At 43.0% G+C, this 22,805-nt stretch carries 25 protein-coding genes and 2 riboswitches; of the genes, 2 read left to right on the top strand and 23 right to left on the bottom strand.

What is annotated here, in order from left to right; genetic code table 11:
* The first annotated feature begins 19 nt into the window (after positions 1 to 19).
* Complete coding sequence (locus tag NFS43_RS11665; protein WP_251551843.1) at positions 20 to 964, top strand: aldo/keto reductase family protein; 945 nt, start codon at positions 20 to 22, stop codon at positions 962 to 964.
* A 40-nt stretch (positions 965 to 1,004) separates the two neighbouring features.
* Here the strand turns inward: NFS43_RS11665 and NFS43_RS11660 are convergent, their stop codons facing one another.
* Positions 1,005 to 2,228 (bottom strand): MDR family MFS transporter, encoded by a 1,224-nt coding sequence (locus tag NFS43_RS11660; RefSeq protein ID WP_251551842.1) that lies wholly within the window; start codon positions 2,226 to 2,228, stop codon positions 1,005 to 1,007.
* A 324-nt stretch (positions 2,229 to 2,552) separates the two neighbouring features.
* Here NFS43_RS11660 and NFS43_RS11655 point away from each other — a divergent pair, with 324 nt between their 5' ends.
* The gene (locus NFS43_RS11655; RefSeq protein WP_251551841.1) at positions 2,553 to 4,655 is read left to right on the top strand and encodes a PBP1A family penicillin-binding protein; all 2,103 of its coding nucleotides are present in this window, start codon (positions 2,553 to 2,555) and stop codon (positions 4,653 to 4,655) included.
* A 17-nt stretch (positions 4,656 to 4,672) separates the two neighbouring features.
* Here NFS43_RS11655 and NFS43_RS11650 read toward each other — a convergent pair whose 3' ends face one another.
* The 22 genes from NFS43_RS11650 to NFS43_RS11550 all read right to left on the bottom strand — a co-directional run bounded on the left by NFS43_RS11650 (position 4,673) and on the right by NFS43_RS11550 (position 22,662).
* Complete coding sequence (locus tag NFS43_RS11650; protein ID WP_251551840.1) at positions 4,673 to 5,392, bottom strand: ATP-binding protein; 720 nt, start codon at positions 5,390 to 5,392, stop codon at positions 4,673 to 4,675.
* Positions 5,376 to 5,885 (bottom strand): ECF transporter S component, encoded by a 510-nt coding sequence (locus NFS43_RS11645; RefSeq protein WP_251551839.1) that lies wholly within the window; start codon positions 5,883 to 5,885, stop codon positions 5,376 to 5,378. The genes NFS43_RS11650 and NFS43_RS11645 overlap by 17 nt, the downstream gene beginning before the upstream one ends.
* Positions 5,875 to 6,459: a cob(I)yrinic acid a,c-diamide adenosyltransferase gene (locus NFS43_RS11640; protein ID WP_251551838.1), complete on the bottom strand. Its 585-nt coding sequence runs from the start codon at positions 6,457 to 6,459 to the stop codon at positions 5,875 to 5,877. The genes NFS43_RS11645 and NFS43_RS11640 overlap by 11 nt, the downstream gene beginning before the upstream one ends.
* On the bottom strand, positions 6,456 to 6,839 hold the full coding sequence (locus NFS43_RS11635) for a bifunctional adenosylcobinamide kinase/adenosylcobinamide-phosphate guanylyltransferase (RefSeq protein WP_338150606.1): 384 nt from the start codon (positions 6,837 to 6,839) through the stop codon (positions 6,456 to 6,458). The genes NFS43_RS11640 and NFS43_RS11635 overlap by 4 nt, the downstream gene beginning before the upstream one ends.
* A 17-nt stretch (positions 6,840 to 6,856) precedes the next feature.
* Positions 6,857 to 7,468, bottom strand: a complete 612-nt coding sequence (locus NFS43_RS11630; protein ID WP_251551836.1) for a histidine phosphatase family protein — start codon at positions 7,466 to 7,468, stop codon at positions 6,857 to 6,859.
* Positions 7,426 to 8,214, bottom strand: a complete 789-nt coding sequence (gene cobS, locus NFS43_RS11625; protein ID WP_251551835.1) for an adenosylcobinamide-GDP ribazoletransferase — start codon at positions 8,212 to 8,214, stop codon at positions 7,426 to 7,428. Before cobS ends, NFS43_RS11630 begins: the two co-directional genes overlap by 43 nt.
* Positions 8,211 to 8,615 (bottom strand): hypothetical protein, encoded by a 405-nt coding sequence (locus NFS43_RS24545; RefSeq protein WP_338150605.1) that lies wholly within the window; start codon positions 8,613 to 8,615, stop codon positions 8,211 to 8,213. Before NFS43_RS24545 ends, cobS begins: the two co-directional genes overlap by 4 nt.
* Entirely contained in the window at positions 8,527 to 9,720 is a 1,194-nt protein-coding gene (locus NFS43_RS11620) for a cobyric acid synthase (RefSeq protein WP_338150604.1), read from the bottom strand. The genes NFS43_RS24545 and NFS43_RS11620 overlap by 89 nt, the downstream gene beginning before the upstream one ends.
* Positions 9,717 to 10,283, bottom strand: a complete 567-nt coding sequence (locus tag NFS43_RS11615) for a bifunctional adenosylcobinamide kinase/adenosylcobinamide-phosphate guanylyltransferase (RefSeq protein WP_251551891.1) — start codon at positions 10,281 to 10,283, stop codon at positions 9,717 to 9,719. Before NFS43_RS11615 ends, NFS43_RS11620 begins: the two co-directional genes overlap by 4 nt.
* Positions 10,262 to 11,350 (bottom strand): threonine-phosphate decarboxylase CobD, encoded by a 1,089-nt coding sequence (gene cobD, locus NFS43_RS11610; RefSeq protein WP_251551834.1) that lies wholly within the window; start codon positions 11,348 to 11,350, stop codon positions 10,262 to 10,264. The genes NFS43_RS11615 and cobD overlap by 22 nt, the downstream gene beginning before the upstream one ends.
* On the bottom strand, positions 11,325 to 12,290 hold the full coding sequence (gene cbiB / locus NFS43_RS11605; protein ID WP_251551833.1) for an adenosylcobinamide-phosphate synthase CbiB: 966 nt from the start codon (positions 12,288 to 12,290) through the stop codon (positions 11,325 to 11,327). The genes cobD and cbiB overlap by 26 nt, the downstream gene beginning before the upstream one ends.
* Positions 12,281 to 13,753 (bottom strand): adenosylcobinamide amidohydrolase, encoded by a 1,473-nt coding sequence (locus tag NFS43_RS11600; RefSeq protein WP_251551832.1) that lies wholly within the window; start codon positions 13,751 to 13,753, stop codon positions 12,281 to 12,283. Before NFS43_RS11600 ends, cbiB begins: the two co-directional genes overlap by 10 nt.
* 3 nt (positions 13,754 to 13,756) lie before the next feature.
* Complete coding sequence (locus NFS43_RS11595; protein WP_251551831.1) at positions 13,757 to 14,818, bottom strand: FecCD family ABC transporter permease; 1,062 nt, start codon at positions 14,816 to 14,818, stop codon at positions 13,757 to 13,759.
* The gene (locus tag NFS43_RS11590; protein WP_251551830.1) at positions 14,784 to 15,749 is read right to left on the bottom strand and encodes an ABC transporter substrate-binding protein; all 966 of its coding nucleotides are present in this window, start codon (positions 15,747 to 15,749) and stop codon (positions 14,784 to 14,786) included. The genes NFS43_RS11595 and NFS43_RS11590 overlap by 35 nt, the downstream gene beginning before the upstream one ends.
* A gap of 165 nt (positions 15,750 to 15,914) precedes the next feature.
* Positions 15,915 to 16,103: riboswitch (cobalamin riboswitch) on the bottom strand.
* 102 nt (positions 16,104 to 16,205) lie between these two features.
* On the bottom strand, positions 16,206 to 16,673 hold the full coding sequence (gene ribH / locus NFS43_RS11585; RefSeq protein ID WP_251551829.1) for a 6,7-dimethyl-8-ribityllumazine synthase: 468 nt from the start codon (positions 16,671 to 16,673) through the stop codon (positions 16,206 to 16,208).
* Positions 16,674 to 16,697: 24 nt separating this feature from the next.
* Positions 16,698 to 17,891 (bottom strand): bifunctional 3,4-dihydroxy-2-butanone-4-phosphate synthase/GTP cyclohydrolase II, encoded by a 1,194-nt coding sequence (locus tag NFS43_RS11580; RefSeq protein WP_251551828.1) that lies wholly within the window; start codon positions 17,889 to 17,891, stop codon positions 16,698 to 16,700.
* 43 nt (positions 17,892 to 17,934) lie between these two features.
* Positions 17,935 to 18,591, bottom strand: a complete 657-nt coding sequence (ribE, locus tag NFS43_RS11575) for a riboflavin synthase (RefSeq protein ID WP_251551827.1) — start codon at positions 18,589 to 18,591, stop codon at positions 17,935 to 17,937.
* Between the two features lie 12 nt (positions 18,592 to 18,603).
* Positions 18,604 to 19,686, bottom strand: a complete 1,083-nt coding sequence (gene ribD / locus NFS43_RS11570) for a bifunctional diaminohydroxyphosphoribosylaminopyrimidine deaminase/5-amino-6-(5-phosphoribosylamino)uracil reductase RibD (protein WP_251551826.1) — start codon at positions 19,684 to 19,686, stop codon at positions 18,604 to 18,606.
* Between the two features lie 127 nt (positions 19,687 to 19,813).
* A riboswitch (FMN riboswitch) is annotated at positions 19,814 to 19,962 on the bottom strand.
* Between the two features lie 115 nt (positions 19,963 to 20,077).
* A complete protein-coding gene (locus tag NFS43_RS11565; protein ID WP_251551825.1) occupies positions 20,078 to 20,539 on the bottom strand; it encodes a GyrI-like domain-containing protein in 462 nt (153 codons plus the stop codon).
* Between the two features lie 116 nt (positions 20,540 to 20,655).
* Complete coding sequence (locus NFS43_RS11560) at positions 20,656 to 21,489, bottom strand: oxidoreductase (protein WP_251551824.1); 834 nt, start codon at positions 21,487 to 21,489, stop codon at positions 20,656 to 20,658.
* Positions 21,490 to 21,612: 123 nt separating this feature from the next.
* Complete coding sequence (locus NFS43_RS11555) at positions 21,613 to 21,813, bottom strand: cold-shock protein (RefSeq protein ID WP_251551823.1); 201 nt, start codon at positions 21,811 to 21,813, stop codon at positions 21,613 to 21,615.
* A 75-nt stretch (positions 21,814 to 21,888) separates the two neighbouring features.
* Positions 21,889 to 22,662 (bottom strand): Cof-type HAD-IIB family hydrolase, encoded by a 774-nt coding sequence (locus tag NFS43_RS11550; RefSeq protein WP_251551822.1) that lies wholly within the window; start codon positions 22,660 to 22,662, stop codon positions 21,889 to 21,891.
* Positions 22,663 to 22,805: the final 143 nt, after the last annotated feature.

Here is a 22,805-nt window from a genome sequence, read left to right as displayed (position 1 = left end):
TTTTTGGAGGGATGTTTTCATGGAATACCGTCGACTGGGCAATACCGGCTTAAAAGTGAGTGAAATCAGTTTAGGCAGCTGGCTTACATATGGAGGATATGTAGAGGAACAAAACGCGACCGCATCAATTGATAAAGCATACGACCTTGGCATTAACTTCTTCGATACCGCCAATGTTTATATGCGGGGAGAGGCAGAAATTGTTGTTGGTAAAGCTCTACAAAAATATCAGCGCGATTCCTATGTTTTAGCAACGAAAGTATTCTGGCCAATGGGTGACGGCCCAAATGACCGCGGCTTATCACGCAAACATATTATGGAGCAATGCCATGCAAGCCTTAAGCGATTGAATACGGATTATGTAGATATTTATTATTGCCATCGATTTGATAAAGAAACGCCATTGGAAGAGACATTGCGCGCCATGGATGATTTAGTCCGTCAGGGAAAAGTTCTTTACCTTGGTGTCAGCGAATGGACAGCTGAACAAATCACTGAAGCTGTTCATTTAGCTGATAAGAAGCTGCTTGACCGAATTGTCGTTAACCAGCCGCAATACAGCATGCTGCAGCGATATATCGAAAAAGAAGTCATCCCTGTAAGTGAAAAGCATGGGATTGGGCAGGTGGTTTGGTCTCCCTTAGCCCAGGGTGTGTTAACAGGCAAGTACAAAAAGGGCGAGGCTGCCCCTGCAGGAAGTCGTGCAGCACAAGAGAATTTTAAAGCTCTTGGCGGTTTATTAACGGAAGCAAACTTAGACAGAGTGGAATTACTTAAAGAAGTAGCAGCAGATCATAATATTAGCCTTCCTACCCTTGCATTAGCTTGGATCTTAAGGCAGAAAAATGTTGCCAGCGCACTTGTTGGCGCCAGCCGTCCAGAACAAGTAGAAGAAAACGTGAAAGCATCTGGTATCAAATTGAGCGATGAAACTATAGCAAGAATTGAAGAAATCTTAAAATAAAATTGGAAAGCCTCTGGGATGTTGGTTCCAGAGGCTTTTTTTATTGACTAGCTTGCCCTTCTCCAATGGTTTGACTGTGCGTGAAGGCTTTATTTCCCGCCGCGAAAAAAACGATGCTTAGCATTGAAACGAGGGATATCGCCCAAAACATCGTGTGACCGCTAAAATGGCTTAATAACGATCCTCCGATGATGGGGCCTGCAAAATTCCCAATTTTGCGAAATTGTCCCGCCCCAAAGTAAGTTCCCCTTAAATGTTCCGGAGCAAGCCGGTCAATCATCATACTGTTGGATGGGAAAATTAAAATTTCTCCAAGGGTAAATAAAACCATTGCCAAGACAGCGCTCACCCAGCCGCTAACAAAACCAAAGCCTGCCAATCCCGCAACGATAAATAGTGAACCGACAATCATCCCTTGCATTAAGGTAAGCTTTTCGGCAAGATGGCTTATTGGCATTTGCAGCACGACCACCATGACCGCATTAATCGTCAGCAATACAGAGAAAAGATAAACTCCATTTTCGATATTTTTTTCTAAAAATTGCGGAAAATTAGAATCCACTTGGGAATAACCGATATTTATTAAAATGATTCCTGCCACTAAATATCTTAGCGCCTTATCCGTCCGAATAATATGAAAGGCATCGATAAAAGAAGTAACTTTTTTAGTAGATTCCCCGTTTGAAAAGGACATGTTCTGCATGAGGATAAGCAGCACAATCCCATATAATAAGTAGGTTGAACCGGTAATGGCGAAGGAAAGCTTTGCTGATGTGCTCGCCAAGTAGGCTCCTAAAAACGGTCCAACGGAAGCCCCAATATTAATGGCCGTATATCTTAATGAATAGACCTTCATCCTATTTTTTTGCTCAGTCAAATCCGCCATCAAAGCCTGGGCTGTAGGCTCAAAAAACGAATTGCTCAATCCGTTTAGAGCATTGAGCAGGATAAACCACCCGGGGGCATTTGCTGCAATAAACCCATAATAGACGAATGCCAGCATAAATAATGCGGCAAGCATGACCGGCTTACGCCCAAACCGGTCAGACAAATGCCCGCCTATAAATCCGCCGACGGTACCCATCAACGGACTCATTCCAACGGTAATTCCAATAAGGACTGGTGAAATTTCCATATTTCTGGATAAATAGAGCGACAAAAATGGGAGCGTCATAACAGAGGAACCTCTTGATAAGACAGTCCCAATGAGCAGTACCCAGACAATTGGATGGAACTGGTGAATATATTGCTTTAGTTTATTCATATGTAATCCCCACACTTTAATAGACTGCTTTTTCTAGTAAACTATTATTTTATGAAAAAGTAAAGAATTGCCTTTGAGAATCAAAAGAGGCCGCTCATGACCAAGGGGTCAAACCCATATACCTAGATTTCTTTCAGATTACCAGCCGGCTTCATAGAAAAGATTATCATCGTTTAAGTGATAATGAAATTAGTTTGTATTTATTTTTTTCCATAAGTTTTTCTTATGATTTTTTTATCAAGTTCAGGCTTTTCTATTGGTTTTTTTCAAATAGAAATTTTATAATAAAAAAATCAACCATTCCTAAGAAGGTAAGGAGATACAATGGAGAAACTGCGACCACTTTGGGAAATGCTGGTTCATTTCTGGAAAAAGAGACATCTAACACAGATCTTCCTATTAATTATTTTAGTAGCTGTACTATCAACGATTATTTATTTTGCATGGCTGGCCTCAAGAGCCAATGTCCAATCCTTAAAGGAAGGGTTAAGCCAGCCTACTGTTATTTATGATAAAGATGGCGATGTAGCATCCAATGTAGCGACCAATCGGACTGAAGGGATTAAAATTGAAGAGCTTCCCAAGCATGTGCCAAATGCTATAGTCGCCATTGAAGATGAAAGGTTCTATGACCATAATGGATTTGACGTCAAAGGAATTGTCAGGGTGTTTTTTAAAAACCTATTGGCTGGGAGAATTACCGGAGGCGGGAGCACTCTCACCCAGCAGCTCGCCAAAAATGCCCTGCTGTCACCAGAAAGAACCTACAAACGAAAAGCAGAGGAATTATTTTTAGCCGTCAAAATCGAAAAAGTATATACAAAAGATGAAATACTGCAAATGTATATGAACCAAGTATATTTTGGCAGCGGAGCGTGGGGAATCGGGAACGCATCCAAGAAGTATTTTAATAAGAACATTAAAGATATTACGATTAGCGAGGCTGCCCTATTGGCTGGACTGCTTCATGCACCGAATTATCTGGACCCGTACAAGAATTATGACGAAGCCATCGACCGGCGCAATGTGGTTCTCGCCAAAATGAAGGAACTGAACATGATCAGTTCCGCCGAGTATAAACAGGCAAAGGCAGAAAAAATCACCCTTCATGATGGCGGGGGCAGCTATGTAGAACGGAAATACCCCTATTATGTGGATGCTGTGTTGAATGAGGCTGAATCTAAATACGGACTGACACAAGATGAAATTATGACACGAGGCTATCGTATATATACAGAAATGGACCAAAATCTACAAGCTGGTCTTGAAAAAGTTTATGCCAATACCGCCTTATTTCCAAAAGGGATGGGCGGTGAGATCGTTCAAAGCGGATCTGTTCTAATGGATCCTGGAAGCGGCGGCGTTCGTGCGCTGATCGGAGGCCGCGGAGAACATGTATTCCGCGGCTTTAACCGAGCGACTCAATTACGGGCACAGCCAGGGTCATCGATAAAACCTCTTGCCGTGTATACCCCTGCTTTGGAAGAAGGTTACGACTATTCCTCTGAGCTGGTTGATGAACCGATTTCATTTGGAGATTACAAGCCTGAGAACTTCACAAAAACCTTCCAAGGGAAAGTTCCCATGTATAAGGCTTTGGAAGAATCATTAAATGTCCCTGCGGTTTGGCTGTTAAATGAGATTGGACTAGACAAAGGCCTTGATTCACTAAAACGCTTCGGCATTCCAGTTGAAAAGGATGATAAAAACCTGGCCATTGCCTTGGGCGGAATGAGTAAAGGTGTTTCACCTATACAAATGGCCAATGCCTTTTCCGTTTTTCCTAATGGTGGAGAGCGCCATGACAGCCATCTGATAACAAAAATTGTCGGTCCAACGGGCAATATCATAGCGGAGCATAAAGAAAAGTCAACTAAAGTTACCTCCAAAAAGGTGACAAATGAAATGACTGCCATGCTCTTGAATGTAGTGGAAACTGGGTCTGGAAAACGCGCCATTATCCCTGGGATTCAGCTGGCCGGAAAAACCGGTTCCACCCAGCTTCCTTTTACAGGGGTCAACGGCACGAAGGACCAATGGATGGTCGGTTATACCCCAAATCTAGTCGGTGCGATTTGGATCGGCTATGACAAGACAGACCAAGCGCACTATTTGCCTAGCACCAGCTCAGCGAATGTCGTTCCAATCTTTAAAGAAATCATGAGGACATCCGTACAATTTCTTCCAAAAGAGGAGTTTGAGGTTGTTTCTGTCAATGCTCAGCTCGCAGGGGAGGAAGCCTCTGGAAAAAGCGTAAAAGACCAAGCTGAGAAGATTAGCAAAGAACTGAAGGAAAACGCCGATAAAATCGGATCAGTGATAAGAGAAAACGCGCCAGGCTGGAAAGACAAACTGAACAATACAATCAATCAAGTTGGTGAAGCGGTAAATTCATTGATTGGAAAACTTAAAAACCTACAAGAATAGCACGCCCCTTGGGCGTGCTATTCTTTCATAATTGTTAGTGGATGAAACAAATCACTGGCCAGATTCCTCACATTCTCTCCTTGACTTTCGGAAAAAGCCGCAATAAAGCAGGCTGCAGGTCCAGAGGATTTAAGAATATTTACGTCGCATACCACATTATCTTCTTCAATCCATTGATCAGGAAAAATTTGATTCAATTCATGAAGGACCCCCTTCGAACCAACTGGCCATGTCACCACTTCACCTAATAAATTGATTTCCTGAAACAAGGACAACGATGCAATGTGGTCCTTCTGCTCAATTACCTCATCTCCTACTAGCGGCAAGCCAATGACAGCTAGTTTCATATCATCAAAATCCGGTATTTCTTTTGCATCGCTGCATGCTTTTTTTCCAATTACGACCAATCCAACCGCTGATTGCAATAAAGGAAAATTGCTTTCTGTACTGCCTGTAATGGGAACATCGGCCAATCCGAGTTCACGTAAACCCGCTCGAATCCCCTCTTCAAGCTCAGTCCATGGTTCGTTACCGCAAAAATTGTGAAGCACTACGGAAATAATTTTGCCTCCTGAAGCGATGCACTCCATACTGGCAGTGCGAAAGGAATAATAGGCAACCGTCTGGTATGGGACATGAACAAGGTCTTCCGCCTTCATGCCTATGCCGCCGCTGTTATCACTAGCCAAAATCAGACAATCTCCCCCGCCTATTGTAATTTCAATGGCATTTCTCATCATTTTGCATCCTTTCATGAAAGCCATGGGCCGCCACTCTTTCAAGGCGGGGCACCAGAACTAGAGCGATGAAAATGTTAAGTATCGATCCAGTTACTAAAGATGGGATCATTCCGACAAAAAAGCCCATATTGATTAAGAAGATAAACGGCAGTGGGGCAATAATTGAATTTCCTAGAACAAATACAGTACTGGAGATCAGTTTATGTTTTTTATGAAGGATCCCAAACAACCAGACTAATACCGCCATTTCACCAGCAATCAAAAAGTGCAGCAGTCCTAACGGGAATCCACTTAGCATGGCCGACAACAAATGTCCCAATGCGCCAACAATGGCACCTGGCGCTCCCCCCAAAAGGGCGGCAGCCAATAACGCTGGAAAGCTATCAAGAGCGACACTGCCAATGAGAGCTGGTATCTTTATCGCCGCTCCAGCCACAGACAAGGCAGTAAACATCGCCAGCCAGCTTAGTCTTTTTGCTTTATTTTTCATCTTTCCGCTTCCCATCCCTAAACACCTTGGCACTGCGAATATATTCAACATCCTTCACATTCAGGCGAAAATTAATGACCCTTGCCAATGCAAAAAAATAGTCTGAGAGCCGGTTTAAATAGGAAAGCGCAAGTGGCGGCGTTACCGGGTCTTCCTTCATCAGTTTGACCGTCAGCCGTTCTGCCCTCCTGGTTACAGTGCGTGCTATATGGATGGATGCGGCAGGCTTTGTTCCACCAGGCAGAATAAACCGCTCCAATTCTGGGGCTTCTTTAATAAATTCATCAATTCTTTTTTCTAGGTAATCAATGGATTCCTGCTGCAGCTTTAATTGCCGTTTTTCAGTGATATTGGCAAGGTCCCCGCCGCAGTCAAATAATTCATGCTGAATTTTTTCCAGATCTTCAACCACATCCTTGAACAACTCTGTATCCAATTGTGTCATGGCCTGGCCGACAAAACCATTCACCTCATCTACCGTTCCATAAGCCTCCACCCGCGTATCATCCTTGTCGACTCTTCCTCCTATAATACTCGTTTTTCCTTTGTCCCCAGTTCTCGTATATATTCTCATCCGTTCTCTCCTCCTTTAATTGTCTGGTTAATCCCGTACCATATCAAATCTACTTTGTCCGCCTTTGCTGCTAAGTCTTGAAATGCCCATCCCGCAGCATCACGCCAAATCCTATTCTCCTTTTCGATTGGGACAATTCCTTTCATGATATCTGTTCCGATAATGATTAGCTGGTGTTGTTCCTGTTCTTTTTCCCAACGTTCCCAATTGATCAAACATTGATCCCAGATTTCACGGCACTTACCAGCATCATATTGGTCAGTTAACCGCTTTATCCAAATCTCTATGCCTTCTAAAACAAGCAGCTCCACATCCTTTTCCTTTAATTCTACTGGCAGAACATGGCCGTCATAGGCAGAAAGCCAACTGTCAGTTTCCATGAAAGTATAACTACGTTTCACCCATGCCCGTTTACCATTAAAGGCACCTCCTGTAATAAAGTGCACCTTTCACCCCTCCTTAAACTATCAAGTGTAAAGCATAATTCAAAACCTTGGTAATAAGGGGTGTGCCAGCTCCAAAAATCCTGTTCTCTAGGAGCATATACGGATAGCAAATATTTAATAACCCCTCCATGTGTTATAACTGCACAGCTCTGCAGTTTTTTTGAAATCAACTCCGCTGTAAGCTTCTTCCATCCGGATTGGACCCGGCTGCTGAATTGCTCGAATGACTCTCCTTTTGGCGGGCATATGTGGAAAGGATCCGACAGCCACCGCTGGTAATGCTCTATTGATTTCAGTTGCTCATAGGTTTTCCCTTCCCATTCTCCGAAATCCATTTCCCTGAATTCCTTAAGCAATTGAAAATGTGATGGGGAAAATAAACGTTTGGCTGTCAATACACACCGCTGCAAATCGCTGGAAAAATATCCTTCATATTCCTTGCTGCAGGCCAGTCTCGCTGCCTCTTGGCACAATGGTGAATCATTCCAGCCTAAATACGCTTTTCGTTGATTTTCTACTGTCATGCCATGACGAAATAATGCAATAACCACACGGTCATCCATAACACCAGCTCCGTCCCTTCTACAGAAGCACCTAACACATCTCCCGTAATTCCTCCAAACCATTTGACTGATTTGTGTCTGCAAAAATGCAAGCAATAAGCCGCTGCACCAGCCAGCACACCTGCAAGCAAAAACTTTATATCTAAAAGCACTACAGCTATAAAAAATAGGAGTAAATAGATAGGATAAATCCATAGAACTCTAGCTGTCGCAGCCTCTTGAAACAAATGGCCGAGCCCCTCCTGTTTTACAGCTTGAACGGTTAACAGCAGAACCCCCATGACCATTTTGCTAAAAAAAGGAATGCTGGCTATTAAAATGAATAATAGAGGCTGCAGATTGCTCGTTATTTCGTAGATAAAAAGAAACCGGCTGCTTAAAAGAATAATGATAGACAGAACGCCGAACGCGCCTATTCTCGGGTCCTTCATAATTTCCAATCTTTTTTCTTGATTCCGAAAGGAAAAATAAGCATCACTCGCATCCATCCAGCCATCCAGATGAATGCCCCCTGTCAACAGAATTGTCAGCAGCCATAGCAGAAAAGCGAAAGCCAGATGTGAGAAGGGTGTCAATTCAACCATACTATGCATGAATAGGGCGTAAATAATCCCCTGCAGCAATCCCAACAGCGGAAAAGCTTGAATGGTCCGTTTTAGGTGCTCCTCATCCATTGGAAATGCTTTAGGAATTGGTATCACTGTAAAAAATTGCAGCCCAATCAAAAAGCCTTTAAAAAATTTCATATTTGACTGCCCCATTGGCCAAGGATTGCTTTTACTAAATTCCAGTTTAGATGGTCTTTTAGCTTTACTGCAAGTTCATCGAAACTTCTATCCTTGTAATCATTAATTTTATTTATCTCTCGTTCAGGAATCCCTTTTCTTCTGCGGATATGATTTAGCCATTGGTTTCTCCATGCATCATTATGGAACAAATGGTGAAAATACGTTCCAATAATCCTCCCGCCTTCACCGAAATAGCCTTCCTCTCTGCCCGCTTCAGTGACTAAAAAAGGATGGGCCGATTCCATTAAAATCGTTCTGCCTAGATGGATTTCATAGCCTTCCAAAGCTTCTTCTATCTCTAGGCCTGTATTTGGATGGCAGTGAGCTGTTACTCTGATCGTCTCTTTTTCTTTGTGCAAAAATCGTCCTTGCCGGGATCACCCCTAATCCTGGCACTTTGCTATTAGGAACTCCTGTATCGGAACCCGCTTCATCGATAATTTCTTTACCAAGAATTTGATAACCGCCGCAAATGCCGGCTGTATATCCGCCGCCTTTAACGTGTTGCAGGATGCACTTATCGAGACCCATTTCCCTAAGTTTTTTTAAATCCCAAATCGTACTTTTAGTTCCCGGAATGATAACTGCATCAGGCTCGCCAAATTCATCTGCCTTTTTAACCCAACGAACCCTGACATCCTCTTCAAATAAAAAGGGTTCCAAGTCGGTGTAATTCGAAATAAACGGCAGATGGATAACAGCCAAATCAATGGCACCTGTACTTCGCTTAGTGAATTGCTCACTGATGGACAATGAATCTTCCCCGTCAACCATATGATGGTCGATAAACGGGACCACCCCCAAAACTGGTATGCCGGTTCTTTCCTCCAGCCAATTGATTCCATCTTCAAACAAGCTGAGGTCACCGCGGAACTTATTAACGACTATCCCAACAACCCGCTCCCGCTCCTTTGGCTCAAGCAGTTCAAGGGTACCGATAATGCTGGCAAATACCCCGCCTCTGTCTATATCTGCCACCAGCACGACAGGCACATCAGCCAGTTCTGCCACCCTCATGTTTACAAGCTCGCGTTCTTTCAGATTAATCTCTACTGGACTGCCGGCTCCCTCAATTACGATGAAGTCATATTCCTTCTCCAAGCGCTTGAGCGATTGTTTAATGACCTCAATTCCCCGCGTATAGAAGCTGTCTCGGTACTCTCTCCCGGAAAGTGTTTCGATGGCTTTTCCTAAATAAACAACCTCTGACTCTTGATTCGAGCGGGGTTTTAATAAAATCGGGTTCATCCAGACGGCTGCATCCGTTTTGGCCGCCTCTGCCTGAATGCCCTGTGCCCTTCCTATCTCATTCCCATCCTTTGTCACATACGAATTATTGGACATATTTTGCGACTTGAACGGGGCGACCTTTAGGCCCTCATTTGCAAAGATCCGGCACAGGGCGGTCACAATGAAACTTTTTCCTGCATCAGAGGATGTCCCTTGAATCATTATTCCATTCATTCCTTCACCCCTTTCATCAAAATAGGAATTCCTGCTTCGATTAAATAGGCTTGATCAGCCTCAAAAACAAATTGCTGATGCAGCTGTCCCAAAAGACTTCCATATGTAAAAACAAGCTCTTTTCCTGCTAAAGCCTCATGCAATACTTCATTGCTTACTAGAATAAAAGCCTTGGCACGCTTCCTAATTTCATTTACTCCAGTTAAAATGTTTTTTTCTACTTCCCTTAAAAATTCAGGGTTCCAGGTTTGTCCGCTTGAAAACAATTCATTGTTCAAAAGTGTGGTGACACAATCCAATAACACAATATCCTGTTGGCGAATTTGATTTGCGGCCTCCCCAATTCGTAATGGCTTCTCAATTGTTCTCCAGTGCTGTTCTCCTAGGTTCCGATCCTGTTTATGTTTTTGGATTCTTTCCATCATCTCGGTGTCAGACGGAACACCAGTTGCTAAATAAGTTAACTGGCCTCCAGTTTGCTTGACGAAATCAACTGCCAGTTTCTCCGCGAAATGGCTTTTGCCGCTGCGGACGCCTCCAGTTACAAAGACGAAGGATGGCACATGCGCCAATGCCTAAGCACCTCCATCAGTTGATCATTATCCTCTTTGCCCTTAATGGCAAAGCGCAGCCATTGCCCTTCCAATCCCGGAAAATTGAAGGTATGGCGTGGAATAATGCCATACTGCAATAGATAGTTAAACAACTCGAATTGATTCTCACAATTCGGATCCCTAAAGAGATAAAAATTCACTTTTGAAGCGGAGACTTGAAATTGGCAAGCCATATAAAATTGAAACAATCGGTTCCTTTCTTGGGCAATAAACTCTTTCGTTTTCAATAAAAAAGAGTCGGCCTTCAAACAAAGCACGCCTGCTTCTAAAGCAATCGAATTAATACTCCAATGGGACTGCAGATAGCTTAGCTCTGCAATAACAGCCGGTGAGGCTGCTAAATAACCCAGCCGAATCCCGGGAATCGCAAACATCTTGGTCATTGAGCGAATAATCAGTAATTTAGAATATTGGTGGATGTATGGAAAGCAAGAATCATATTCTTCTAGGAAATCATAAAAGGCTTCATCCACTATCACGATACATGACAGTTTTTCACATTCCTCAAGGATAGACAATAGCAATGGCGAAGAAAATGGAATGCCAGTTGGATTGTTGGGATTACATAAAAATACGGCATCAGCCGTTGCGGCTTTGGAACGAAATTCATCCAAATCAAACGAAAAGTCTGGCTCTTTTAATTGATGATAAATAACCTCGCAGCCATTGGCCCTGCAGGCTGCCTCATATTCAGAGAATGCGGGCTGGATAATCAGAACCTTTTTACCCGCCAGCTTTCTCCCAACAAGCGCAATCAGCTCGGCTCCGCCATTGCCAATCATTAATGATTCCACAGGAATTCCTTCCTTTTCGGCAATTGCCTCCTTAAGTTTTAATCCATATGGGTCTGGATAGGTCAAAATGTCTTGATAAAACCCATTCCAGTTTTCCTTAATGGACTCTGGAGGTCCAAGCGGATTAATATTCGCGCTGAAATCGATAAATTTATCTGGCAGCGCTAGATTCAATGCTTCATATAAGTACTGCGGATTAGCGCCATGTGAAGGCAGCTTCAAGGGATATCCCTCCAATCCATATAAATAGGATAAATAAAAATACGGTTTTCCTTAATATAACATTTGCCTGAATGATGTGCTCCGGCTGAATCGGCTGCAGAGAATCCCCCATTTTAGCCCTGTTCGACACTATACCTTTATAATAATTAATCCCCCCCAGCTGGACTCCAAGTATGGCTGCTACTGCCGCTTCCCCCCAACCGCTGTTCGGACTTGGGTGCTTCGCTGCATCGCGGAACAAGATAGCCCACGCTTTGCGTCGATTGCAAAGAAGCGGCCGGCTGCTTAAAAGCATCATCATTCCCGTTACCCTGCTGGGAATCCAATTCATGACATCATCCCATTTGGCAGAAGCCCAGCCAAATTCTCTATATTTTTCATTTACGTGCCCCACCATCGAATCACAAGTATTGACTGCCCGGTATACCATGGCAAGCGGCGCTCCACCGAGCAATGCCCAAAATAGCGGAGCCGTTACCCCATCACTTGTATTTTCAGCCACCGTCTCAATTGCCCCTCTGGCGATTTCTCCTTCCTCCAATTGCTCTGTATCTCGGCCGACAATATAAGAAAGCTTTTTCCGCGCTTCTGCCAAATCGCCATTCGTTAACGGCTGATAAACAGCCATGGAAGCTTCCTGCAAACTTTTTTGGGCAATAGTCGAAGCAATGATCGCTGCTTCCAAAGCAATACCCAGATAGGGGTGTACATGGTAAGCGAACAGAATAAGAAGGATGGAGGCAGCCATGACTGTTAACATAATTACCAGCAGCATGGCAATGCCTTTCCCTTTCCTCGCCTTTCCTCTATTCCAGCGGTTTTCCAGGAACGAAATGAGCGAGCCGATCCATCTGACCGGATGAGGCCAATTGGGCGGATCCCCTATTAACAGATCCAATAAGCAGGCAAGAGAGATGGAAATTATGTGGTTCAAAAACATAGCGATTTCCTTTTTAGCGATTTTTGAATGGCAGCAGATGTGCACTCATAAACCCCTTTTCCAATCAGCTTGCCCAGAGGTGTAATCGTTCCAGCAAAATCCAATTTTCTGCCCGCCTGTGCCGCAGCAACCAAAATACTGTCAGTGGATGTACCTGTTGCAATCGTGCCTGTCATCGTATCTGCTACTTTTAGATCGGTCATTGCTTTTGCCTTTGCCTCCGTTGCGGTCATGATGCTTTGGATAAATGCTGCGTCTGTCAGCTCTCCATTAACAAAGATCCAGGTATTAATCGTGCCCGGAACAAGCCTGTAAGTATGCGCCTCACTTTGGGATACGTCTATGGCATTTCCAACTCCCGCTGTTACTGCAACAAAAATGGAGAAACCCTCACCAGCTATTCCCTTAAACACCACATCCTCAAGGTAGACGGCTGTCATCATTCCTACGGTATCTGCTGGTTCATAACCCTTTGACCGCAAAAATCCAGCCATTTCCTGAATAGGGTCACTGCAGTTATAATTCTTATCTACATGCCGATTGACAAAAGTTCGATGCCAGCCGGTTCCAGAACCAATCACACCGGAGGACATTGTTCGCAAATAGACAGGAGATTTTAGCGTAATCAACTCTGGTGTAACCGACAGCATCGATTCGTTTATCTCAATCGGACTGTTTTTCCTTTGAAAATCCGGCAGCAGCACCATTTGCGGTGCGGCAACAGTCGGGTGTGGCTGCTGTTGAATACTGGTTTGGTAGACCTCCCTGATTCTTTCCTCCTTTAACACTTCGGCAGGAACATGTTGTATATGAATCGTTCCTTTTTCCAAAAGGAGCAGCCGGCTGCAATACAGTCCTGCCAAGTTTAAATCATGAAAAATCGAGATGACCGTTAATTTGTTTTCAGTGGTCCAATGTATTAATAGGTCGAGCAATTCTTTTTGATAGGATAAATCCAAGTGATTGGTCGGCTCATCCAGCAAGAGAATTTCCGGTTCTTGGGCAAGAGCCTGCGCCAGAAAAACCCTCTGTTTTTCACCTCCTGAAAGGGCTTGGATGTTTTTATCCTGAAAAGCACCGACCCCTACCTGTTCCATAACCCTTTGGACCACTGCTTCATCCTGTTTGCTCCATGTTTGAAATATTCCTTTTTGGTGAGCATAGCGCCCAAGTGCCACTGTTTCTTTGACGGTATAAGAAAAGGATTCCGCTGAATGCTGGGACAGGACAGCCACTTTCTGGGCAAGCTGTTTCTGGCTGTAATCCTGAAGCTTTTTCCCTCCGATCAAAATTTCGCCTGATTGGATGGGCAAAACACCGCTGATCATTTTTAAAAGAGTCGTCTTTCCGCTTCCATTAGGACCGAGAATTCCAAACAATTCTCCCTTTTCAACTGCAAAGGAGACATCCTTTACTACGTTTTCTCCTGAATAACCTCCCGACACATGTTTCAGGTTAAGCATTTGTTATCCTCTTCTTTCCGTTCTTTTTCTTTCTATTAATATAACCCCAAAAACCGGTGCACCAATTAAAGCGGTGATGACACCAATCGGCAGTTCCGTTGGAGAGATGATCGTCCTGGAAACAAGGTCGGCCAGTATGAGAAACCCCCCTCCAATCAAAACGGACAAAGGCAGGAGATGTTTATGATCAGGCCCCCATATGATTCTGACAAGATGGGGAATAACCAGACCGACAAAACCTATTGTGCCTGACACAGAAACAGATGCTCCTGTTAAAATTGATCCTGCCGTTAACACAACCAATTTTCGTTTCTGGACATTTACCCCTAAATGCTGTGCGCGTTCCTCACCGAACGACATGGCGTTCAATTCCTTGGCATTAAAGAAAAGGATGCCGGATCCGAGAATAAAAAATGGCAGGATCATTTTAATATATTCCCAGCCGCGCATTGATACGCTTCCAAGCAGCCAGCCAATAATCTGCCGCAGTTCATCTCCGGTCAAAGCAATCATAAGGGAAATAAGTGCCCCTAAAAAAGAACTAAAAATGATGCCTGTTAAAATAATGGTTTCCACTCTCATAGAACGGTCGATTTTCCTTGCAAATGCCAGCACGAAAAAGATGGTGATAAATGAGCATAGGATACTAACTAATGGCAGTGTAAAGGATTCGATAAATGGAAGTGATAGTTGGAGAAATAGGGTAAAAACGGCCCCTACAGAGGCTCCGGACGACACCCCTAATGTATACGGGTCAGCTAACGGATTTCTTAGCAGGCCTTGAAAGGCTGCCCCTGCAATAGCAAGAGCCGCCCCGACTAGACCTGATAAAATGACCCTTGGCAAGCGGATATCCATGACGATACTTATATACATCGGATCAATCTCATTTTCTGGCAGAAAACCGAATATTTTAACAAGGAAAACTTTCAGGAGTGTTGGAACAGATACACCCACCGTTCCAATCGATATCCCCAAAATGATTGATAGGAGCAGAAATAATCCTGCTGTTAAATAGGCTACATATAGATTATTTAAATACTTCCGGATAAACAGCCTTGGCAAGATCCTCTACTCCTTCAATAATCCTTGGTCCTGTACGGGTTACACGGTCTGAATCCACATCAATGATCTGTTTATTTTTAATAGCGTTGACAGATTCCCAGCCGCTTCGGCTTAGGACTTGTTCTTTAGCATTATCCACATAGTAGCCATATGTAGTGAGGATAACGTCGGGATTGCGTTTGATGATTGCCTCTTGATCGACTTTGGCCCAGCCGTCCAAGTCGCCTGAAATATTCTCGGCATTAATCACTTTCAGCATTTCATTCATAAACGTATGGTTGCCAGGCGAATAAATTTCAGGAGCTGGAGAGACTTCTACAAACACTTTTTTCTTATCTTTGATTTCTGCAGCCTTTGATATAATTTCGGCTAATTTCTCTTCCATTCCTGTAACCAGTTCTTTTGCTTTCGTGGTTTCACCGGTTGCTTTCCCAATCATAAGGATCGAATCATAAACTTGATCAAAATTTTGGGCATCATTGACGACTAAAACTGGAATGCCTGCATCCCTTAACTGATTCAGTCCTGCTTCTGAATTATGCGCTGAAGATGCATGAGCTAATACGATATTCGGCTTTAGCGCAATAATTTTTTCTAGGTTGATCTCCGTACCGCCAACTTTCTCCTTTGCTGCCGCTTCTTCTGGATAATTATCATAATCTGAAACACCTACTATCTTATCCCCAAGACCCAATGAAAAAGCAATTTCTGTGTTGCTTGGGATCAATGATACAATTTTTTCAGGCTTTTGCTCAATGGTAACGTCATTTCCTAAGGCATCTTTTATTGTGGTTGGAAAAGCAGCTTGTTCAGTTGTCTTTTCCCCGCCTGTTCCTTTCTTTTCATTCCCTTGATCGTTCTGCTGCCCGCATCCTGCTAACACGCCGAATGTCAATAACAGGGCAAACAATAGTGAATACCATTTTTTCATTTGACTTCCTCCTGAATTTCAAATAGATGAATTCTTATCATAAAAATGCGCTGAACCAATAAAAAAACATCTCCAAAAACCATGGAGATGTTGGTACGAGTAGATTCGATCACTAAAAAGCAAAAAGAGTCTAGTCTTCCACACCTCCCTATCCTCGTAGGTTTGTTGGCGCGCAAGAAATAGGCAGGTTTCCTGGCTCATGATCATCGCTTCCTATGCCTTCCCATCATTTTCGACAGTGACAATTTATAGGTTGCTCCCATTTACAGTGGCGGGACCGCGTTGGCTTTTCACCAACTTCCCAATTAAGTTAAAATCCGCAAAGATTTTAACACCTAATTCTTATATGTATTTTTTTATGACAGGTTAATTATACGAATCTTACATATAAATGTATAGATTTTTTTTAAAATAATTATCTATTCTTCCAGCCATGTATCTTGGTGTTTCTAATGGTCAATCAAAATTTCTGCATAAGTTGGCCATTTCGATGGCTGTTGTTGCTGCGTCCCATCCTTTATTTCCCGCTTTTGTGCCAGCCCTTTCAATCGCCTGCTCAATGGAATCGGTTGTTAATATGCCAAAAGCCACAGGTACGCCGCTGTTAAGCGAAGCCGCCGATACCCCTTTTGCCGCTTCATTGCAAACATAATCAAAATGCGGTGTCGCTCCACGAATAACGGTTCCCAGTGTAATGATCGCATCATATTTTTGGCTTTTTGCCATCTTTTGAGCGATTAATGGGATTTCAAAAGCCCCGGGAACCCAAGCTACATCCACATCTTCCTCGTTAACACCATGTCTTTTTAGGGCATCCTGCGCACCGCCTAATAACTTGCTTGTTATAAATTCATTAAAACGCCCTGCCACGATGCCAATTTTTAAACCTGTGCCGACTAAATGTCCTTCAAAAAGTTGTCCCATCGTTTTATCCTCCAAAATTATTGTTTATAGGTGAAGCAAATGTCCCAGTTTATCATGTTTGGTACGTAAATAGTTCTCATTTTCTGTTCTCGTTTCCATTTGGAGCGGTACCCGCTCGACTACTTCTAGGCCATATCCTTGCAGACCTTTAATTTTTCTGGGATTATTAGTTAACAACTTCATTTTCTTGATCCCTAAATCTTTCAGTATTTGTGCACCTATACCATATTCCCGTAGATCGGCTGGAAATCCAAGCTTGTCATTGGCTTCAACGGTATCATAGCCCTGCTCCTGAAGTTTATAGGCCCTAAGCTTATTCAAAAGTCCAATCCCTCGGCCCTCTTGACGCAAGTAAAGCAGAACGCCATTGCCTGCCTGTTCGATCTGGTTTAATGCAGAATGAAGCTGCGGTCCGCAGTCACAACGGTAGGAACCGAAAACATCCCCGGTTAAGCATTCGGAGTGAACCCTGACTAGGATTGGTTTTTCTGGATCAATTTCTCCTTTAACTAGAGCCACATGTTCCTTGTCATCGATTAGATTAGAATACCCAATGGCAATAAATTCGCCAAACGACGTTGGCAGCTTAATCTCTACCTCCCGATTAACCAGTTTCTCCTGCTTGTTGCGGTATTGAATTAAATCTTTTATCGTTATCATTTTTAAACGAAACTGGTCTGCAATGTTCCGCAGTTGAGGAACGCGAGCCATCGTTCCATCTTCATTCATAATTTCACAAATGACGCCTGCCGGTTTTGCTCCGCAAAGTTTGGCAAGGTCCACAGCTGCCTCCGTATGGCCGGCTCTTCTTAAAACCCCCCCTTTTTTGGCCACCAAAGGAAAAATATGGCCCGGCCGTTTAAAATCAGCAGGCTGGGCATCAGGGGCAATCATGCTTAATATAGTAGCTGACCTCTCAAACGCTGAGATGCCTGTTGTCGAATGCTTGTGGTCAATGCTGACCGTAAAGTTAGTGCCATGGGGGTCGGTATTTAAGGATACCATTGGCATTAAATCAAGCTTTATCCCTATTTCTTCCTCAATCGGAACACAAACAAGCCCTCTTCCATGAGTAACCATGAAATTAATGACATCAGGCGTTGCCTTTTCTGCTAAAGCAATCAAATCCCCTTCATTTTCTCTGTCTTCATCGTCGCATACAATAATGACCTTGCCCGCTTTTAAGTCCTCTAACGCTTCCTCAATCGTATCAAACATGCTGCATCTCTCCTTACATTTTGAAGCCGTATGCCATTGGCTCTTAAAAAAATCCATTTTCTTTTAAAAACTCAGCTGATATCCCTTCTGGTTTCGATGGTTTTGCCTTCGATGCATTTTTTAAAAAATGCCCCACATATTTCCCAATCATATCGCATTCCAGATTGACGATTTCTCCTGCGCCTTTTATGCCTAAAACAGTTTCTGACAAGGTATGGGGGATTAATGAAACTGTAAAATGGTTCTCTCCCACACCAAACACCGTCAGGCTCGTTCCATCGACTGCGATAGACCCCTTTAAAATGATATATTCCATCAAATCATGCGCGGTTTCGATCTCAAAATAAACCGCATTTTCATATGCTTGTTTACGTTTAATGATTCCGGTACCATCGATATGGCCTGAAACGAAATGCCCGCCGAATCTGCCCCCGGCAGCTATGGCCCGTTCAAGATTTACCTTCGATCCTCGTTTTAAATCTCTTAAACTAGTCGCATTTACCGTTTCAGGCATAACATCGACGGCAAAATGACTGTTTGAAAAAGAGGTAACTGTCAAACAAGCCCCATTAACCGCAATACTGTCGCCAATATGGACAGCTTCCAGAACTGTTTTGGCTTTTATCAACAAGACGAATGAGTTCCCTGCCCGCCTGATGTCGGCCACTGTACCTATTTCTTCAATGATTCCGGTAAACATAGTTCCTGCTCCTTACTTTGGTTCTGCAATAATTCGTAAATCACTGCCAACAAAATCGACCTGTTTGATAGTTAGATTGACAGCTTCATTGATTTTTTCAATTCCCGTTCCTCCAAAGGATGCAGGTGCCTCTTTTCCGCCAACCAGTTTCGGGGCAATATACGTAATGATTTGCTGGAAGGCGCGCTCCTTTAAGAAGCTTCCATGAACTTCTGCTCCTCCTTCGACAAATAGCGAAGTGATTCCACGTTTACCCAGGATTGCAAGCATTTCCTGAATAGAGATTTCCGGGCTTTCCATCCTGAGGATTTCTGCTCCAGCCTCTCTGTATGGTGCTTCTTGGCCGGGCGGCGTTTCACCGCCAGTCACGATCCAAACTGGCGACTCACCGTCGGTAAGCATTCTGGACTTTATTGGAGTTCGGAGATACGTATCCAGAATGATGCGTACTGGGTTTTTCCCCCCTGAAGGAAGCCTTGTTGTCAACGCTGGATCATCCTTTACAACTGTATTCACTCCGACCAATATGCCGTCATGCTGATGCCGAAAATGATGGACGTCGATTCTTGCCTCCTCTCCAGTAATCCACTTGCTTTCCCCCGATACAGTTGCGGTTTTTCCGTCCATGCTGACAGCCGATTTCAAGGTGACGTATGGAAGGCCCGTTTGGATATTGTAAAAAAAGACCTTATTCAATTCACGGGCTTTCTGCTCCAGCAGCCCCGCCTCGACTTCTATACCAGCCTTTCTCATTCGTTCAATTCCGGTCCCAGCCACTTTAGGATTGGGATCCGTTACAGCAACAAACACTTTTCTGATTCCTGATAGAATCACCAGATCAGAACATGGCGGTGTTTTTCCAAAATGGCTGCATGGTTCAAGCGTGACATACAAGGTGGCTCCTTTGGCTTTGTCACCCGCCATTCGAATCGCATGAACTTCAGCATGGGGTTCTCCTGCTTTTAGATGAGCGCCCATGCCAATCAGTTGGCCATCCTTCACAAGAACTGCCCCGACTGCTGGATTGGGAGAAGTCTGCCCTAATCCACTTCTGGCAAGATCTAATGCAAAATTCATATAATCTGCATCGTTCATGTAATCATCTCCTTTTTTAAGGATAAAAAAGACCCTGAAGTACACTACACTTCAGGGTCACGAAAAATTGGCAATAGGAAATCAGAGCTTAAACACAAAGTTTTTTTTCCTTGTATTTAAACCAATTATTTTCCTTCTCCCATCCAGACTTTAACTGTCGGCCCTGGAGTTTCACCAGATCCACCGTTTAACCATTAGAGTTAACCGGGTCACGGACTAAGAAGCATTCGCTTCATCACCGCCGGTTCGGAATTTCACCTGACCCCGAAGGAAATATCAAATATGAACTTGTCCCCATTATAAAGCATTAGAATGAAAAGTGAAAATGATTGAATTCAATCAACCAAAAAAAGGAGAAGATATAGGATCTTCCTGATTTTCCTATTTGAAACTACTTATAAGTCTTGACCGGCAAGTAAATTTCTAAATAAAGATTCCCATCACGATCCTGTGACTTATTTTTATATATTTCCAGGCATAAAGCTTGATGGTCCTGGTCATAGCCATACTCATTCATCCAGGTAATTAACTGAAGGTATGTACTTTGAATGTCCTCAGGTTTGCCAATGTGGGTTGTATGCACATAGTTTTTTCTCGGGATGGTGAAACCTACCATTCCTTCCGGGATATTCTCCAGTTTTTCAACAGGTGTTGTTACATAATAAGTAAACTCTGTTTCTCTACTATGGAATGGTGCAATTAAAACCGGTTCTTCCAGCCTAAATGCGATCTCCTTTTCTCGTTCCTCCATAACTTTAAACAGACTCGGGATCGACTTTGTTTGGGAGTAGCAGCCATTCCAAGAAATGCCTACGACTTTCATACTATCTTTCTCTATTACTTTAATATCCAATTCTAACCCCTCCCCTTATTTGTATATTATCTCTAAATATTCTCACCCTTTCCTTAAAATCCTTCAAAAAAAATTCGACTTTTTCCCACATATTATTATTTTCAAAAAATTATATGTTATGTTAATTTTTTCCAAACAATCTTTTCCCACAGTCTCCATGGAAGTAAATTCCTAAGAAAGATAGATAATTTGACCCCTTTCCCAATCGGAAAGCGAAGTCCTGGTTTGTTCATTGCCGCTATCTTAGATATTATGAGGGAAACATCTTGAGGGTCCCCATATCGATCTGCCCCTGCCTCAAGATACTTTTCTATTTTTCTCATAAAAGGATAATAAGGGGAATCTGGCTGTGAGTCTGTCACTTGTTTGCCAGTTGACCAAATATTTGTTTTAAACGAACCTGGCTCTAGCAACACAACATCCACCCCAAACGGTTTCATTTCTAAGCGGAGGCATTCACTCCAGCCTTCGATGGCATGCTTTGAAGCGACATATGGGGATAACCCCGGAAAGGCGATTTTTCCACTGATACTGCTAATGGTAATAATTTTTCCGCTCCCCTGTTTGCGCATAAACGGCAGTACTGCTTGAGTCACTCGAATAACCCCAAATACATTTGTTTCAAATTGATTTTGATAGGATTTTATGGAGATTTCCTCAGCAAAACCCCCCGCTGCGTATCCTGCATTGTTGACCAGGACATCCACCCTGCCCATTTTTTCAATCAGCAAGCGTAACTCTTTTACCGATTCCTCCCGAGTCACATCCAGCTCATGGATAATAATACTCGTTTCAATGTTCAGTTTTTTGGCGTGTTCTATTAATGGAACGGCTTTTTGTATGTCCCTCATGGTTGCAGCCACTTGAAAGCCTGCTTTGGCGAGCTCTAAAACGGTGAGTAAACCGAAACCGCTTGAAGAACCCGTAACGATGGCAATGGATCTGCCCATTTTCCTCTCCCCCTTTGTAAAATAATTATATCTTATAGAACCCTGCCTCAAACCATGGTCAGCTAAAATTTAGGAAGAAAAATAAAAAAACAGACCCGCATAGGAGTCTGTATTTACTGTCTATTATTGTTTTTGTACGTTTACGGCTTGCGGCCCCCGCTGGCCGTTTTCAATTTCAAATGTGACTTCTTGACCCTCTTCTAAGGCTTTGTATCCTTCGCCTTGAATGGCTGAGTAGTGGACAAACACATCGTCTCCGCCATCACGTTCAATAAATCCAAAACCTTTTTCATTGTTAAACCATTTTACTCTGCCATGTTCCATTCTAAATGAAGCCTCCCTAAATAATTAAAGCAATTTTAAATCCTTCATCTTCTATCTTTTCCCTTATTTCTTTTTTTATTCGCTCAATTTTTCATTATTTAATATCCAAGATTGAATAGCAATGGCTACACCATTTTCATCATTTGTTGTTGTCACCCAATCGGCTGCCAGCTTGACCTTTTCTTGGGCATTCCCCATGGCAACTCCTAGACCCGCTTCTTTAATCATAGCCATGTCATTCAGGCTGTCCCCAACTGCCATGACGTTATCCATTTTTATTCCCAACCGGCCGCAAACAATTTCCAATCCCTTTGCTTTATTAATGCCGATAGGATTAATTTCAATATTGTGGATAAATGAATTTGTTAATTCAAATTCTCCCTTTTCCTGCAATTTTCGGAACACAGTTTCTCTGATTGCCTGATCTTCAATATTAAAGCCAAATTTCATCCATTCCCAATTATGTAAATCCTCCGGCATTTCATCATGCCAATTCCGCTCTGTACTAATGGCCCAAAAACCTGCGTTATATTGGCGTGACAGATTATACATCCATTCAATCTGCTCGTTTTTTAATAGTTCCCTCCGAAACAGGTTCCGGTTCTCATCCCAAATCTCACTGCCATTGACGGTTACTAAATATGAAGTCAGCCCTAAGGCATCCGCATGCTCCCTGCAAGTACTAATAGAGCGTCCCGTACTAAGAACAACAACAACCCCCTGTTCTTGGGCTTTTTGAATGGCTTCCTTGTTTTCCTTAGAAACTTGATGCCTACTATTTAATAAAGTGCCGTCCATATCAAGGGCTACCAATTTTATTTTTTTATCATTTGTCAGACTTTTCTTCATAAACACTGATGCTCCTTTCTCCACCATTTAGATTAACATGTTTATTTTTCTATCACAAAAATTATTCGTTTAGTTAACATAATATAATTACTGTAACTTTAATAAAAATAGAAAATCCTGCCTAATAGCAGGACTCCCTTGAT

The organism is Neobacillus muris (assembly GCF_943193175.1).
GTDB classification, from domain to species: Bacteria; Bacillota; Bacilli; order Bacillales; family Cytobacillaceae; genus Neobacillus; species Neobacillus muris.
The sequence above is the reverse complement of the archived record's forward strand: the minus strand, read 5'-3'. Positions and strand labels throughout refer to the sequence as shown.

Coding starts and splice junctions, on each gene's coding strand:
- NFS43_RS11665 (WP_251551843.1), top strand. CDS start 20: ATGGAATACCGTCGACTGGGCAATACCGGCTTAAAAGTGAGTGAAATC.
- NFS43_RS11660 (WP_251551842.1), bottom strand. CDS start 2,228: ATGAATAAACTAAAGCAATATATTCACCAGTTCCATCCAATTGTCTGG.
- NFS43_RS11655 (WP_251551841.1), top strand. CDS start 2,553: ATGGAGAAACTGCGACCACTTTGGGAAATGCTGGTTCATTTCTGGAAA.
- NFS43_RS11650 (WP_251551840.1), bottom strand. CDS start 5,392: ATGAGAAATGCCATTGAAATTACAATAGGCGGGGGAGATTGTCTGATT.
- NFS43_RS11645 (WP_251551839.1), bottom strand. CDS start 5,885: ATGAAAAATAAAGCAAAAAGACTAAGCTGGCTGGCGATGTTTACTGCC.
- NFS43_RS11640 (WP_251551838.1), bottom strand. CDS start 6,459: ATGAGAATATATACGAGAACTGGGGACAAAGGAAAAACGAGTATTATA.
- NFS43_RS11635 (WP_338150606.1), bottom strand. CDS start 6,839: ATGGAAACTGACAGTTGGCTTTCTGCCTATGACGGCCATGTTCTGCCA.
- NFS43_RS11630 (WP_251551836.1), bottom strand. CDS start 7,468: ATGGATGACCGTGTGGTTATTGCATTATTTCGTCATGGCATGACAGTA.
- cobS (WP_251551835.1), bottom strand. CDS start 8,214: ATGAAATTTTTTAAAGGCTTTTTGATTGGGCTGCAATTTTTTACAGTG.
- NFS43_RS11620 (WP_338150604.1), bottom strand. CDS start 9,720: ATGAATGGAATAATGATTCAAGGGACATCCTCTGATGCAGGAAAAAGT.
- cbiB (WP_251551833.1), bottom strand. CDS start 12,290: ATGTTTTTGAACCACATAATTTCCATCTCTCTTGCCTGCTTATTGGAT.
- NFS43_RS11600 (WP_251551832.1), bottom strand. CDS start 13,753: ATGCTTAACCTGAAACATGTGTCGGGAGGTTATTCAGGAGAAAACGTA.
- NFS43_RS11590 (WP_251551830.1), bottom strand. CDS start 15,749: ATGAAAAAATGGTATTCACTATTGTTTGCCCTGTTATTGACATTCGGC.
- ribH (WP_251551829.1), bottom strand. CDS start 16,673: ATGGGACAACTTTTTGAAGGACATTTAGTCGGCACAGGTTTAAAAATT.
- NFS43_RS11580 (WP_251551828.1), bottom strand. CDS start 17,891: ATGTTTGATACGATTGAGGAAGCGTTAGAGGACTTAAAAGCGGGCAAG.
- ribE (WP_251551827.1), bottom strand. CDS start 18,591: ATGTTTACCGGAATCATTGAAGAAATAGGTACAGTGGCCGACATCAGG.
- ribD (WP_251551826.1), bottom strand. CDS start 19,686: ATGAACGATGCAGATTATATGAATTTTGCATTAGATCTTGCCAGAAGT.
- NFS43_RS11560 (WP_251551824.1), bottom strand. CDS start 21,489: ATGGGCAGATCCATTGCCATCGTTACGGGTTCTTCAAGCGGTTTCGGT.
- NFS43_RS11555 (WP_251551823.1), bottom strand. CDS start 21,813: ATGGAACATGGCAGAGTAAAATGGTTTAACAATGAAAAAGGTTTTGGA.
- NFS43_RS11550 (WP_251551822.1), bottom strand. CDS start 22,662: ATGAAGAAAAGTCTGACAAATGATAAAAAAATAAAATTGGTAGCCCTT.